We start from the raw sequence: 13,168 nt of genomic DNA, 5'->3' as shown, positions 1-13,168 counted from the left end.
GGCGGCGAATGGGCTATCCCTGACCTGCTCCGCAGGGGTTCCGTTTCCTCCCCACGGCTAAAGCCGGGGGTTTCCACGGAAGACATTCGATGAACGACGTGGTCACCGCGAGCTGGTCGCCAGAGCGATCCGCTCCGCCGAGGCCAAGGTGTCCCGGGCCGACGTCCTGTCACCGGCCTGCCCCTGCGCTACGGCCAGGTGGATCAGTTGCCGACCGTACCAATCGGCACCACCCGCTCCCTCACCGATGGCGGCAACACCGGCGGAGAGCAGCTCCACGGCGCGGTCGTTCGCGCGGCTGTCCGCCTCGCCCAGGTACCGCCACACAATCCCCTGCTGCACTGCGAAGAAGGCTGGGGTGTACCAGTAGCCCCACGGCGACAAGGGCGACTCCACCGCCTCGGCTGCCACGTCGATCGCCTCGGACAGGCAGGCGACAACGTCGGCGAAGCACGCGCCCGCCATTGCCAGCCCCCGTGCCTCCTGCCCCAGGCAGTAGGCCCGCAACGCCGCGTTCACGGTCTGGTCCCGGCGCGCCGCCCGAGACAAACCGATCATCGCTGGCACACGCCCGCACTCCTCCGCCTGATGCCCCTGGAAGGAGAGAACGGTGGCGATCAGGTCTGCGTTGCCGACCTCGCTCGCCCATTGCAGGGCCCGCCCGTGCCAGGAGCTGGCAGCACGGTCGTCCCCGGCGGCGATACCCAGCCAACCCGCGAACTGCGCCCATTGGGCCGCCACATCGACGACCTGCGGTCGCATGTCAAGCGGAGCATCCCGCAGCAGTGAGACCACCGTGTCGAGCTGGACTCGTACCGGTGCCAGCACCGGTCCGGAGCCGATCGCGTCCTCCAGGCTGCGATAGCCGGCGAGCAGACCAGCGAGGACACGCACTGCGGCGGGATCGAGTCGGCGGGGATGCTCGGCGACGTACGCCAGGCGCTCCCCACCGTCGGGAGCATCGACGACGAGCCTGGACAGCACTCCGTCGGCCTGCAGCACTTCGTCAAGTCGGCTGGCAACGACGACAGTGGGCCGCGTACGCCCGGTCTCCAACTGGTGGACAAGGCTCTTACCGTGGTTGACGGCTGCGGCAAGCTGCCGCAGGGACAGGCCCCGCGACTCCCGGAGTCGGCGCAGCTCCGCGCCGAAGCGTGGATCCACAATGGTGCTCGCACGCGGTGGCATCTACCGTCCCCCAGATGACAGCTCACCGGCAGTTCCGCCGGTCGCTACAAACAGCAACCCTGCCGTGATCGAGGGTACCTGCGGCTCTCGCCGGACCAATCCCAGCCGGACGTCTACCGAGCACCCTGCCACCGGGCAACCTGGAGACAGTCCTTGGCGTGTCACACTTCCGGCCATGACCGGTTGATATCAGGAGTGGGACCGGTGGCGCTGGCTCAAGCGCGTCGTCCTCCCGCGAGACGAATTCCACCGACGTCCCGGGTGCCACGGCGAGATCCACTCCTACACCTGCCCGCCGGATTCTCGTTGGTACGAACGCCGCGTCGGCTAGGCGTGGTGCTCGGAGTGCCGGAGCTATTCGGGGGCCGTGCTGTCCGTACCATCCGGCCGGGAGCTTCCGGATCCGCTCGCCGACCTGGACGAGCGGGAACGAACGCGGCTGCTGCGCAGCGAAACGGTTCGCCCGGCCTAGCTGCCTTCGACCGTGGCGGCGACGAGCGCCACGAAGTGCCGCAGGACGGCGAAGGGCACCGCCTCGCCCGCGTCGAACGAAACCATGGGCGGCTTCTCTTCCTCCGGGTCGTAGGCCACTACCGTCACGGCGGCTGGGCCAGGTGCCGGAGAGGCGGTCGCGGCGGCGGAGGCGGGCGGAATCAGCCGGGCCTCGCTGAGCTCGTGGGCGGTTATCGGACCCTCGCCCGTCACGACTTCTGTCGACATGGCGCAGTAGACCGCGCCGTCGTACTCCCAGGTCACCATGGGCATGCGCTGATGCTGTCACATCAGCCTGCCTCGCCAGTCGTGCCGTCTCGGAGGTCCGGTGGTCCAACGCGACCCACCGATGCCGCCGGCGGTCGCCCCTTCAGGTGACGACTGTTTCCGCTGTTCACCTGCCGGGTACCGGACGATCAAACAGTCAACCGAGGAGGTCGCCGGTGTCCACCGATGCCATCGTGCTGCTCAAAGAGGACCACAAGGAGATGCGCCGCATGTTCAAGGCGTTCCAGGAGGCCGAGGAGGGGCCGGCGAGCGAGCGACGGAAGCTGGTCGGGCAGATCCTGGAGGCCCTGACGGTGCACACCTACCTGGAGAACGAGGTGATGTACCCGGAGGTCCGCCGGCTGCTGCCGGACCTGGAGGACGACATCCTGGAGTCGTACGAGGAGCACCACGTCGCCGACGTGCTGTGCGCCGAGCTGGCCGCCATGGACGCCGACGACGCGCACTTCAACGCCAAGACGACGGTGCTGATCGAGAACGTGCTGCACCACGTCGAGGAGGAGGAGCAGGAGTGGTTCCCGAAGGTGCGGGACGCGCTCGGCCGCAAGGAGTTGCAGGAGATCGGCGAGCGGATGATCGCGCTGCGTAGGGACGCGCCCCGCAGCCCGAGCGACGCGAAGGCGATCAGGAAGGCGATGGACGCGGTGACGGCCTGAGCCGCGCAGCGACGCCACCAGCGTCCCCGATCTTGGACAGTTGTCGTTCTGCGGCGTGAACGACAACTGTCCAAGATCGGGCGCAGGGGGCAGGTCAGGGGGCGGGGAGGATGCGGCGGAGCTGGCCGGGTGGGGTGGGCCGGGGGCGCCACTCGCGCGGGTAGCCCACCGACACCTCCTCGAAGCGCACCCCGTCGTGCCACGTCGTCCGGGGAATGTGCAGGTGGCCGTACACGACGGCGGCGGCGGCGTAGCGCAGGTGCCAGTCGGCGGTGTCCTCGGTGCCGCACCACTGGGCGAAGATCGGGTAGCGCAGGATGCGGGTCGGCTCGCGCAGCAGCGGCCAGTGGTTGACCAGCACCGTCGGCAGGTCCGGATCCCGGGCGTCGAGCCGGCGGGCGGTCTCGGCGACCCGGGCGGCGCACCACGCCTGCCGGCTCGGGTACGGATCCGGATGCAGCAGGAACTCGTCGGTGCAGACGATCCCCGTCTGGTACGCCTCGGCCAGCGCCGCCTCGCGGTCGAGGCCCGGGGGCCGCCAGCTGTAGTCGTACAGCAGGAACAGCGGCGCGATCAGCGCGGGCCCGCCCGGGCCCTGCCACACCGGGTACGGATCCTCCGGGGTGACCACGCCCAGGGCGCGGCAGCGGTCGACGAGGTGCCGGTAGCGGGCTTCGCCGCGCAGGGTGACCTCGTCGGCCGGGGGCGTCCACAGCTCGTGGTTGCCGGGCACCCAGATCACCTTCGCGAAGCGCCGGCTGAGCAGGCCCAGCGCCCATTCGACGTCCTCGACCGTGTCGCCCACGTCACCCGCGACCAGCAGCCAGTCGGCCGGCGAGCCGGGTTGCAGGCCCTCGACGATGGCGCGGTTCTCCGCGTACGCGACGTGCAGGTCGCTGATCGCGAGCAGCGCCCCGTCCTTCCCCACGATCATCAGCCGATCTTAGGGGAGCGCCGCGCCCCACGGGAGACGCGGTGGCGGAGGTCGTCCGGGGGCGGCGGGCCCGACCGGGTACGATCGGCACGGGCCGTGACTGGCGCGTGAGGATGGAGAACCATCGGGGAGCGGTCCCGTCACGAGGACACATGCCGAGCGCCTGGGCCTTCCACCGCACGTCAGTAGGAGGTCGCATGTCGTCGCCCAGCACCGAGTCCACCGCGTTCCGCTCCGCCCTCGAGGTGATCCGCGCCGTCGAGCCCCGGGTCGCCGACGCGATCCGCGCCGAGCTGGCCGACCAGCGGGAGTCGCTGAAGCTGATCGCCAGCGAGAACTACGCCTCCCCCGCCACCCTGCTGGCGATGGGCAACTGGTTCAGCGACAAGTACGCCGAGGGTACCGTCGGCCGCCGCTTCTACGCCGGCTGCCAGAACGTGGACACCGTCGAGGCACTGGCCGCCGAGCACGCCCGGGAGCTGTTCGGCGCCGCGCACGCGTACGCGCAGCCGCACTCCGGCATCGACGCCAACCTGGTGGCGTTCTGGGCGATCCTGGCCGACCGGGTCGAGGCGCCGGCGCTGAAGAAGGCGCAGGTGCGGCAGGTCAACGAGCTGACCGAGGCGGACTGGTTCGCGCTGCGCCGGGAGCTGGGCAACCAGCGGATGCTGGGCATGTCGCTGGACGCGGGCGGCCACCTCACCCACGGCTTCCGCCCGAACATCTCCGGCAAGATGTTCGACCAGCGCAGCTACGGCACCGACCCGGCGACCGGGCTGGTCGACTACGACAAGGTCGCCGAGGCGGCGCGGGAGTTCAAGCCGCTGATCCTGGTCGCCGGCTACTCGGCGTACCCGCGAAAGGTCAACTTCCGGATCATGCGGGAGATCGCCGACTCGGTCGGCGCGACCTTCATGGTCGACATGGCGCACTTCGCCGGCCTGGTGGCGGGCAAGGTGTTCACCGGCGACTTCGACCCGGTGCCGCACGCGCACATCGTCACCACCACCACCCACAAGTCGCTGCGCGGCCCGCGCGGCGGCCTGGTGCTGTGCGGCCCGGAGCTGGCCGACCAGGTCGACCGGGGCTGCCCGATGGTGCTCGGCGGCCCGCTGCCGCACGTGATGGCCGCCAAGGCGGTCGCGCTGGCCGAGGCCCGCCGCCCCGACTTCGCCGACTACGCCCAGCGGGTCGTCGACAACGCCCAGGCGCTCGCCGAGGGGCTGCTGCGCCGGGGCGCGAAGCTGGTCACCGGCGGCACCGACAACCACCTGGTGCTCATCGACGTCTCCGGGTACGGCCTGACGGGCCGGCAGGCCGAGCAGGCGCTGCTCGACTCGGGCATCGTGACCAACCGCAACGCGGTCCCGCAGGACCCGAACGGCGCCTGGTACACCTCCGGCATCCGGATCGGCACCCCCGCGCTGACCACCCGGGGCCTGGGCACCGCCGAGATGGACGCCACCGCCGAGCTGCTCCACACCGTGCTCACCCAGACGACGCCGGGCGCGAACGCCGACGGCACCCCGTCGAAGGCGAAGTACGTCCTCGACCCGGCGCTGGCCGACAAGGTCAGCCGCCAGGCCGCGGACCTGCTGGCCGGTTTCCCCCTCTACCCGTCGGTCGACCTGGGCTGACGCCCCTCCCCCGACGCCCCGACGCCCCCGCCCCGGTCCGCCGGTGCGGGGGCGTCGCCGTTCCCCCCGCCCTGCGTGATCATGGGGTTAGCGGCGGGTTTGATCTCTCCAACCGCCGTCAACTCCATGATCACCGGGGGCCGGCGGGGGCAGGGCGGCCCAGCGCGGGCGGGGCGGTGGACGGCGTCAGTGGGGGCGGTTGCGGCGGGCGCGCAGGCGGTGCAGGACGCCGCTGCCGCCACGGCCGAAGTGGTCGTGCAGCTCCCGGTAGTCGGCGTACAGCTCGTCGTACGCGGCGCGGCGGGCCGGCTCCGGGTGGTACGTCTCGCGGCGGCGCGCCCCCATCGCCTCCGACGCGGCCGGCACGTCCGGGTACGCCCCGGCGGCCACCGCCGCGTGGACGGCCGCCCCGAGCGCGGCCGGCTGCTCGGCGTCGACCACGTGCAGCGGGCGGCCGATCACGTCGGCGTAGATCCGCATGAGCAGCCGGTTGCGGGTGAGCCCGCCGGCGGCGGTCAGCTCGTCGACCGGGATCCCGGCCGCCTCGAACGCCGCGACCACGGTGCGCGCCCCGAACGCGGTGGCCTCCAGCAGCGCCCGCCAGATGTCCTCCGGCCGGGTGGCCAGGGTCAGCCCGAGCAGCACGCCGCTCAGCTCGTGGTCCATCAGCACCGACCGGTTGCCGCTGTGCCAGTCCAGGGCGAGCAGGCCGTGCCCGCCGACGGGCTGGTCGGCGGCGAGGGAGTCCAGCAGGTCGTACGGGCTGATGCCGCGCTCCCGGGCGCGCCGCGTGTAGGAGGCGGGCAGGGCGTTGTCGACGTACCAGGCGAAGATGTCGCCGACGCCGCTCTGCCCGGCCTCGTAGCCCCACGCGCCGGTGGTCACCCCGCCGTCGACCGCCCCGCACACCCCCGGCACGTCCCGGTACGTCTCCGCGTTCATGATCAGGCAGGTGGAGGTGCCGAGCACGGCGAGCATCCGGCCCGGGGCGACGGAGCGGGCCGCGGCGGCGGTGACGTGGGCGTCGATGGCGCCCACCCCGACGGCGGTGCCGGGGCGCAGGCCGGTCCAGGCGGCGGCCTCGGCGGTGAGCCCGCCCGCGCGGGCGCCGACCGGGGCGAGCGGACCGTCGAGGCGGGCCAGCAGGCCGTCGAGGCGCGGGTGCAGGGCGCGGAGGAACTCCGCCGACGGGTACGCCCCGTCCTGGCGCAGCGCCTTGTAGCCGGCGGCCGAGACGTTGCGGGTCTCCCGGCCGCAGAGCTGCCAGACGATCCAGTCGGCCGCCTCGACGAGGCGCCGCGCCCGGTCGAAGACCGCCGGGTCCTCCTCCAGCGTCTGCAGGGCCTTGGCGGGCAGCCACTCGGCGGAGACCCGGCCTCCGTAGCGGGGCAGCCACGGCTCGCCGCGCTCGGCGGCCAGGGCGTTGATCCGGTCGGCCTGCCGCTGGGCCGCGTGGTGCTTCCACAGCTTCGGGTACGCGTGCGGGCGGTCCCGCAGCTCCGGCAGCTCGCACAGCGGGGTGCCGTCGGCCAGGGTGGGCAGGACCGTGCAGGAGGTGGCGTCCACGGCGATGCCGATCACGTCGGCGGGGTCGACGCGGGCGTCGCGCAGCGCGGCGGGCACGGCGACGCGCAGCACGTCGCGGTAGTCGTCGGGGCGCTGCAACGCCCAGTCCGGCGGCAGCGCCGGGCCGCCGGGCAGCCGCTCGGTGATCACCCCGTGCCGGTACGGGTGCACGGCGCTGCCGCGCTCCCGTCCGTCGGCGACGTCCACGACGACGGCTCGGCCGGAGAGGGTGCCGAAGTCGATCCCGACGACGTGGCGGGGCCCCTCGCCCATCGCTCCTCCTCCCACCGCCCGCGACGGCGCCGGCGGTGCGAGGACGGTAGCAACGCGCGGGCCCCGGCCGGGGTCAGGAGCGGTTGAGGGGGCGCTTGAGATGGTAGCGGTGCACCTCGGTGCTGCCCTGGACGTTGTTGACGTCCTCGGCCGCCGAGACCAGCTCCCAGCCGTCCCGGCCGACCCGGTTGAGGTGCGCGATCGCGGTGTCGCCGTACGCGGTGACGTCGGTGCGGGTGCCGTCGGGGCCGTACCAGACGAACGAGACGTGGAAATTGCGTCCCTGCCCCTGGTAGCGGCGGACCAGAAGTGCGTACTCCCAAGCGACCATGCGTCCATTATGGTCGATCGGCCGGGCGGCCCGGAACACGGGTGGTGGCCGGGCGGCGACGCAGCGGGCACGCCGTTCGTGTGGGACCGCCGGCCGCGTACGCGTCAGTCGCCCGACGGCGGCGGCGCGGGCACTGCGAGCGCGGCGCGCACCGCCTCCTCGGGTGTGTCGACGTGGACGGGCCCGACGACGGGCGCGCCGGTCGCGTCGACGACGCGCCAGCCGCCGAGCGTCACCACCGGGATGCCGCCCCGGCGCAGCGCGAGGGCGACCTCGCTCAGCGTCCCCCACGAGCCGCCGACGGCGATCACCGCGTCGGCGCTCCACACCAGGATCGCGTTGCGGGCCTGGCCCATGTTCGTCACGACGGTGGCGGAGACGTCGGCGGCCGGCCCCGGGTCACGCCCGTCGTCGGGGCGTACCCCGATGACCAGGCCGGCGCGGGAGCGGGCACCCCCGGCGACCGCCGCCATCACCCCGCCGCCGCCCCCGCAGAGCACCGTGACGCCGCGTTCGGCCAGCAGCTCCCCCACCCGCCACGCGTGCGTCAGCTCGCCGCCCGTCGCGTCCGCCGGCCCGCACACCGCCACCTGCACCACGGGAACCATCCTGCCCGAGGCGGGGCCACCGTGGGCGCCACCCGGACGGAAACGGAACCACCCCGGCGACGCCTGTCCGCCCCGTCCACCATCGCGGTAACGCCCCCCGATGTTTCCCGGACGTTCGCCCTCGGGCCCGGCCGGCGTCGGCCGGCGCGGCTACCGTCGGCGGCTCAGGCGCCACCGGACCGGCGAGGAGGCCACCACGATGACGCCACCATCGACGGCGAGCCCGGTGGCTGCCGCCCGCGTCGCGGCGGTGCACCGGATCGGGGACGCCGCCGGGCACAGCGCCTTCACGGACCTGGTGCGGCACCGGGATCGGTGGCTCTGTGCGTTCCGGGAGGGCGCCGGACACCTCTCCGCCGACGGCGCGATCCGGGTGCTCGCCTCGGACGACGGCCGGCGCTGGAGCCCGGCCGCCCGGCTGGAACGCCAGGCGACCGACCTGCGTGACCCCCGGTTCGTTGCCCGGCCGGACGGTCGGCTGCAACTGCTCGCCGCCGCGGTGACGCAAAGCCCGGCCGGGCGCGGGGCGGGCACCACCAGATCGTTCCGCACGGTGACCTGGCTGTCGACCGACGGGGAGCGGTGGGGTGAGCCCGCCCCGATCGGTGAACCCGACATGTGGGTGTGGCAGGCCGGCTGGCACGGCGGCGCCATGTACGGCGTCGGCTACGCCACCCGGGAGCCGCGCCTCGTCCGGCTGTACCGCAGCGGCGACGGGTTCGACCTCCAGCCGGTCGTGGAGACCCTCTACCTCGGCGGCTACCCGAACGAGTCGGGGCTGGTCTTCGCCCCGGACGGCACGGCCGTCTGCCTGCTGCGCCGGGACCGGGAGGCGGCCACCGCCCAGCTCGGGCGGTCCCGGCCGCCGTACCGGCACTGGGCCTGGACCGACCTCGGTGTGCAGGTGGGCGGGCCGGCCCTGCTCGCGCTGCCTGACGGCCGCCTGGTCGCCGGGGTACGCCTGCTCGACGGCGGCCCGCGCGCCTCGATCTGCGCCGTCGACCCGGAGCGCGGCGCCCTCACCGAGCTGGTCGCGCTGCCGTCCGGCGGCGACTGCGGCTACCCGGGCCTGGACTGGCACGACGGGGTGCTGCGGGTCAGCTACTACTCCTCGCACGAGGAGCGGACCTGCGTCTACCTGGCCGAGGTGACCCTCGACCGGCCGTAGTCTCGCCGCCACCTGCTGTGCAGCACCCGTCGGGGAGGCCCGTGATCGTCTGACATGAGCGACGAGCCTCGAAGGCGTGTCGTCTTTCCGCACAGCAGACGATCAAGGGGTGCCCCTCTCACCGCTCGCCGCGTGACGCCGGTGCCGGCGGTGCCGCGCCGCGTACCACCAGTGCGCTGTTGAAGCCGTCGAACCCGCGGGCGCACACCAGCGCCACCCGGGAGGCCGGCCGCCGGGGGCCGCGCAGGAAGTCCAGCTCGCAGCCCTCGGCCGGGGTGCCCGGGCCGGCGGAGGCGGGCAGCAGGTCGTGCCGGAAGGCGAGCAGCGCCGTGGCCACGTCCAGCGCCGAACCGCCCTGGTGGGCCCGGCCGGTCAGCGACTTGTGGGTGCTCACCGGCACCGGCCGGGCGCCGAAGACGGCCCGCAGCGCCTCGGCCTCGGCCCGGTCGTGGCGGGGCACGCCCAGCGCGTCGGGCAGCACCACGTCCACCTCCTCGGCGGCGACCCCGGCGCGGCCCAGGGCCAGCCGCATCGCCCGCGCGTACTGCGTCGGGTCGACGGGCGTGTCCGGGCCGGTGTGCGCGGCGTCGTGGGTGGCGGCCCAACCGGCGACCTCGCCGTAGATCCGCGCGCCCCGCGACAGCGCGTGGCTCAGCTCCTCCACGACGAACACCGCCCCGCCCTCGGCCGGCACGTACCCGGCGGCGCCGGCGTCGAACGGCCGGTACGCCCGCTCCGGGTCGTCGTCGGCGCTGAGCAGCCCGGAGGCGAGCTGGCAGGCCAGCGCGTACGGGCTCAGCGGGCACTCGGTGGCCCCGGCGACCACCACCGGGGTGCCCCGCCGGACGGTACGCGCGGCGTGCGCGAGGCTGTCCAGCCCGCCGGCGCTCTCCGCGACCAGCACCCCGCACGGGCCCTTGAACTGGTGGTGGATCGACAGTTGCCCCACGCTGGCGGCGTAGAACCAGGCGATCGACTGGTACGCCCCGACGGTGCGCGACGACCCGCCCCACAGCCGTTGCAGCTCCCGCTGCCCGAACAGGTTGCCGCCGGAGGAACTGGCCAGGGTGACGGCGTACCCGTACGGGTCGGGGGCCCGCTCGGGCAGCCCGGCGTCGGCCAGCGCCAGCCAGGTCGCCGCGAACCCGAGGTGCGTCCACCGGTCGGTCTGCACCAGCCGCCGGTTGTCGGCCCAGTCGAGGGGCTCGAAGCCGGGCACCTCCCCGGCGAGGCGGGTCGGGTAGCCGGCCGGGTCGAACAGGGTGATCGGCCCGGTGCGGCGGGTTCCCGAGGTGATCGTGGCCCAGTGCGCGTCCGCGCCGATCCCGCTGGGCGCGACCACCCCGATGCCGGTGACCACGGCCCGGGGCACCGCCGGCACGGCCGACACGGCAGGGGCGGCGGGTGTGGCGGGGGCGCTCACGGCGTCACCTTGGTTCGCGACTGCGGGGCTCGCAAAACCCGCTCACTCCTCACGCTCACGATGCCACCGCCCCCGACAGCCGACGGAACACCATCGCGGACTGGAAGCCGCCGAAGCCGCTGCCCACCGACAGCGCCACGTCCACCGGCAGTTCCCGGGCCTCGTTGGGCACGTAGTCCAGGTCGCACTCCGGGTCCCGGGTGGCCCAGTTCGCCGTCGGCGGCACCACCCCGTACTCGATGGCCAGGGCGCAGGCGGCCATCTCGATGGAGCCGATCGCGCCGAGCGAGTGGCCCACCATGGACTTGATCGAGCTGACCGGCACCCGGTACGCGGCCTCGCCGAGCGCCCGCTTGAACGCCGCCGTCTCGTGCCGGTCGTTCTGCCGGGTGCCCGAGCCGTGGGCGCTGATGTAGGAGACCCGCTCCGGAGCGAGCCGAGCCTGCTTCATCGCCGCCGCGATGGCCAGCCCCATTTCCAGCCCGTCCGGACGCAGCCCCGTCATGTGGTAGCCGTTGCTGCGGCTGGCGTACCCGACGACCTCGCAGTAGACGTGCGCGCCCCGACGGCGGGCGTGCTCGTACTCCTCCAGCACCAGCACGGCCGCCCCCTCGGCGAGGACGAACCCGTGCCGGTCGGCGTCGAACGGCCGGGAGGCGTGCGCCGGGTCGTCGTTGTCGGGGGTGGTCGCCTTGATGGCGTCGAAGGAGGCGACGGTGACCGGGGAGATCGGCGAGTCGGCGGCCCCGGCCAGCACGATGTCGGCCTCGTCGTCGGCGATGAGCTGGTGGGCGTACCCGATGGCGTCGATGCCGGAGGTGCAGCCGGTGGAGACCACCTGCGCGGGGCCGTGCAGGCCGTGCCGGCAGGCCACGTCGGCGGCCAGGCTGCTGGGCACCAACGCCTGGTACAGGTACGGCCCGCCGCGCGCGTGGTCGACCAGCCACCGGCGGCCGGCGTCGCTGACGGTCACGTACTCCTGCTCCAGGGCCATCGTGCCGCCGACGGCGGTGCCGAGCACCACCCCGGCGCGGTCCCGCTCGGCGTCGGTCAGCGCCAGGCCGCTGTCGGCGACCGCCTCGATCGAGCAGGCGAGGGCGAACTGGACGTACCGGTCGGCGCGCCGCCGCTCGGCGGCGGTGAGCCCGGCGGCGACGGGGTCGAAGTCGCACTCGGCGGCGATGCGGGACCGGAACGGCGACGGGTCGAAGAAGGTGATCCGCCGCGTCGCCGTCCGTCCCTCGGTGATCGTCTTCCAGAACCGGTCCCGGGTCGCGCCGCCCGGGGCGACCACCCCGACGCCGGTCACCACCGTGCGGCGCCCGGTCACGACGCGCCCCGCCGCTCGGCCACCTCGGTGTCGACGTGGCCCAGTTCCGGCCGGGGGGCGAGCGGGCCGAGGTGGAAGACCACCTCGGCGGGCTCGGGCCCGGTGTTGCGCAGCCGGTGCCGGACGTTGACCGGCACGAACAGCGCCTCCCCGGCGGCGAGGGGCACCGGTACGTCGTCGAGGTCCACGGTGATCGCGCCGCGCGCGACGTACAGGAACTCCTCGCTGTACGGGTGGTAGTGCTCGGCGATGCGCTCCCCCGGCGCCAGCGCGGCCACCCCCATGAACCCGGAGGTGCTGCCGACGGTCTTCGGCCCGAGCAGGACCCGCAGCTCGCCGCCGCGCCGCCGGTCGGGTGCCACGTCCCGGGCGGCCACCGTACGCTCGACCGTCTCACTCATCCGTGCCTCCGGGGGTGTCGCTGGCGGCCATCCGCTCGATCCGTTCCTTGATGACGGCGAGCTGCACCCTGCTGTTGGCGTTGATCCGCTCGACCATGGCGGGGGTGTCGATCGGCGCGTCGGGCTTCATGGCGAAGTCCTGCACCCAGGTCAGCCGGGTGCCCTCCGGCTCGCAGGTGTAGTACCAGCGCAGCCGCATGAACTCGAACGGGCCGGTCTCCACCCGGTGCGCCCGCACGGTCCGGGTGACCGGGTCGGCCGTACGCTCGCTGACCCAGCTCCACGAGATGCCGTTCTCGTCGGGCACCATCGTCAGCCGGAACAGCACGGTGTCGCCGGTGCGGCGCAGGATCTCCGCCGCGGCGTACTCGGTGAACAGCTGGGGCCAGTTTGCGACGTCGTTGGTGACGTCCCAGACCAGCGACAGCGGCGCGGCGATGACGATGCCGTTCTCCGTGTGCCCGGGCCCCTGCTCGCCGGCCCGGTCCGGTCCGGCGGGCGGCTCGGTCGCCGCCCGCGGTCTGGGTGGGGCCGGCCCGTCGGTCGGGACGGCCTGCCGGGCGACCAGGTCGGCCACGGCGGGGATGCTGAGCTGCGCGGCCTGTTCGGGGATCTGCACCTGCCAGCGGTCCGCGACCACCGCCTGCAGTTCGAGCAGGGCGAGGGAGTCCATGCCCAGCTCCTCCAGGGACGCGGCGGGCGCGCGGGCGGCGGCGTCGGCGTCCAGGCCGCAGTGCGCGACCAGGATCTCGGTGATGTCCGCTACGCGCGGTCGGCCGTGGGTGACGGTCATCTGGTCCTCCTGGGCTGGTGGTCGAGCGGTTCGGGGCGGTCGGCGGGAGGAGGGGTGGCCCGGCCGGGCCGCGCGGGGGG

The 13,168-nt window shown here is 74.0% G+C and carries 13 protein-coding genes and 1 riboswitch; of the genes, 3 read left to right on the top strand and 10 right to left on the bottom strand.

The features are described 5' to 3' along the window. Window positions 1-102: 102 nt before the first annotated feature. Window positions 103-1,164: a multiprotein-bridging factor 1 family protein gene (locus ACGFIZ_RS21460; protein WP_393421736.1), complete on the bottom strand. Its 1,062-nt coding sequence runs from the start codon at window positions 1,162-1,164 to the stop codon at window positions 103-105. A 492-nt stretch (window positions 1,165-1,656) separates the two neighbouring features. Further along, window positions 1,657-1,953, bottom strand: a complete 297-nt coding sequence (locus tag ACGFIZ_RS21455) for a hypothetical protein (RefSeq protein WP_393421734.1) — start codon at window positions 1,951-1,953, stop codon at window positions 1,657-1,659. Between the two features lie 170 nt (window positions 1,954-2,123). On the opposite strand from ACGFIZ_RS21455, the gene ACGFIZ_RS21450 reads away from it, so the two are divergent. Further along, on the top strand, window positions 2,124-2,624 hold the full coding sequence (locus ACGFIZ_RS21450) for a hemerythrin domain-containing protein (RefSeq protein ID WP_393421732.1): 501 nt from the start codon (window positions 2,124-2,126) through the stop codon (window positions 2,622-2,624). A 94-nt stretch (window positions 2,625-2,718) separates the two neighbouring features. Here ACGFIZ_RS21450 and ACGFIZ_RS21445 read toward each other — a convergent pair whose 3' ends face one another. Beyond that, window positions 2,719-3,558, bottom strand: coding sequence for a metallophosphoesterase family protein (locus ACGFIZ_RS21445; protein ID WP_393421730.1), 840 nt, complete (start codon window positions 3,556-3,558; stop codon window positions 2,719-2,721). An 86-nt stretch (window positions 3,559-3,644) separates the two neighbouring features. Beyond that, window positions 3,645-3,734: riboswitch (ZMP/ZTP riboswitch) on the top strand. A gap of 21 nt (window positions 3,735-3,755) precedes the next feature. Between ACGFIZ_RS21445 and ACGFIZ_RS21440 the strand changes: the two genes are divergently transcribed. Then, window positions 3,756-5,195: a glycine hydroxymethyltransferase gene (locus ACGFIZ_RS21440; RefSeq protein ID WP_393421728.1), complete on the top strand. Its 1,440-nt coding sequence runs from the start codon at window positions 3,756-3,758 to the stop codon at window positions 5,193-5,195. 186 nt (window positions 5,196-5,381) lie between these two features. Here ACGFIZ_RS21440 and araB read toward each other — a convergent pair whose 3' ends face one another. The 3 genes from araB to ACGFIZ_RS21425 form a co-directional block, all read right to left on the bottom strand. Then, entirely contained in the window at window positions 5,382-7,034 is a 1,653-nt protein-coding gene (gene araB, locus ACGFIZ_RS21435; RefSeq protein ID WP_393421726.1) for a ribulokinase, read from the bottom strand. Between the two features lie 73 nt (window positions 7,035-7,107). Beyond that, window positions 7,108-7,365, bottom strand: coding sequence for a hypothetical protein (locus ACGFIZ_RS21430; protein ID WP_393421724.1), 258 nt, complete (start codon window positions 7,363-7,365; stop codon window positions 7,108-7,110). Window positions 7,366-7,469: 104 nt separating this feature from the next. Continuing rightward, window positions 7,470-7,973, bottom strand: coding sequence for a dethiobiotin synthetase (locus ACGFIZ_RS21425; protein WP_393421722.1), 504 nt, complete (start codon window positions 7,971-7,973; stop codon window positions 7,470-7,472). A gap of 199 nt (window positions 7,974-8,172) precedes the next feature. Between ACGFIZ_RS21425 and ACGFIZ_RS21420 the strand changes: the two genes are divergently transcribed. Beyond that, a complete protein-coding gene (locus tag ACGFIZ_RS21420) occupies window positions 8,173-9,141 on the top strand; it encodes a sialidase family protein (protein WP_393421720.1) in 969 nt (322 codons plus the stop codon). A gap of 118 nt (window positions 9,142-9,259) precedes the next feature. Here ACGFIZ_RS21420 and ACGFIZ_RS21415 read toward each other — a convergent pair whose 3' ends face one another. The 4 genes from ACGFIZ_RS21415 to ACGFIZ_RS21400 form a co-directional block, all read right to left on the bottom strand. Beyond that, window positions 9,260-10,513, bottom strand: a complete 1,254-nt coding sequence (locus ACGFIZ_RS21415; protein WP_393421755.1) for a beta-ketoacyl synthase N-terminal-like domain-containing protein — start codon at window positions 10,511-10,513, stop codon at window positions 9,260-9,262. A 106-nt stretch (window positions 10,514-10,619) separates the two neighbouring features. Further along, complete coding sequence (locus tag ACGFIZ_RS21410; RefSeq protein WP_393421718.1) at window positions 10,620-11,894, bottom strand: beta-ketoacyl-[acyl-carrier-protein] synthase family protein; 1,275 nt, start codon at window positions 11,892-11,894, stop codon at window positions 10,620-10,622. Next, entirely contained in the window at window positions 11,891-12,295 is a 405-nt protein-coding gene (locus tag ACGFIZ_RS21405) for a cupin domain-containing protein (RefSeq protein ID WP_347669381.1), read from the bottom strand. Before ACGFIZ_RS21405 ends, ACGFIZ_RS21410 begins: the two co-directional genes overlap by 4 nt. Beyond that, a complete protein-coding gene (locus tag ACGFIZ_RS21400; RefSeq protein ID WP_393421715.1) occupies window positions 12,288-13,088 on the bottom strand; it encodes an SRPBCC family protein in 801 nt (266 codons plus the stop codon). The genes ACGFIZ_RS21405 and ACGFIZ_RS21400 overlap by 8 nt, the downstream gene beginning before the upstream one ends. Between the last annotated feature and the right edge of the window lie 80 nt (window positions 13,089-13,168).

This window comes from Micromonospora sp. NPDC048830, assembly GCF_043198215.1.
In the GTDB taxonomy this organism is placed as follows: domain Bacteria; phylum Actinomycetota; class Actinomycetes; order Mycobacteriales; family Micromonosporaceae; genus Micromonospora.
Note: the sequence above shows the minus strand (reverse complement) of the source record. Positions and strands in the feature narration are given on the sequence as shown.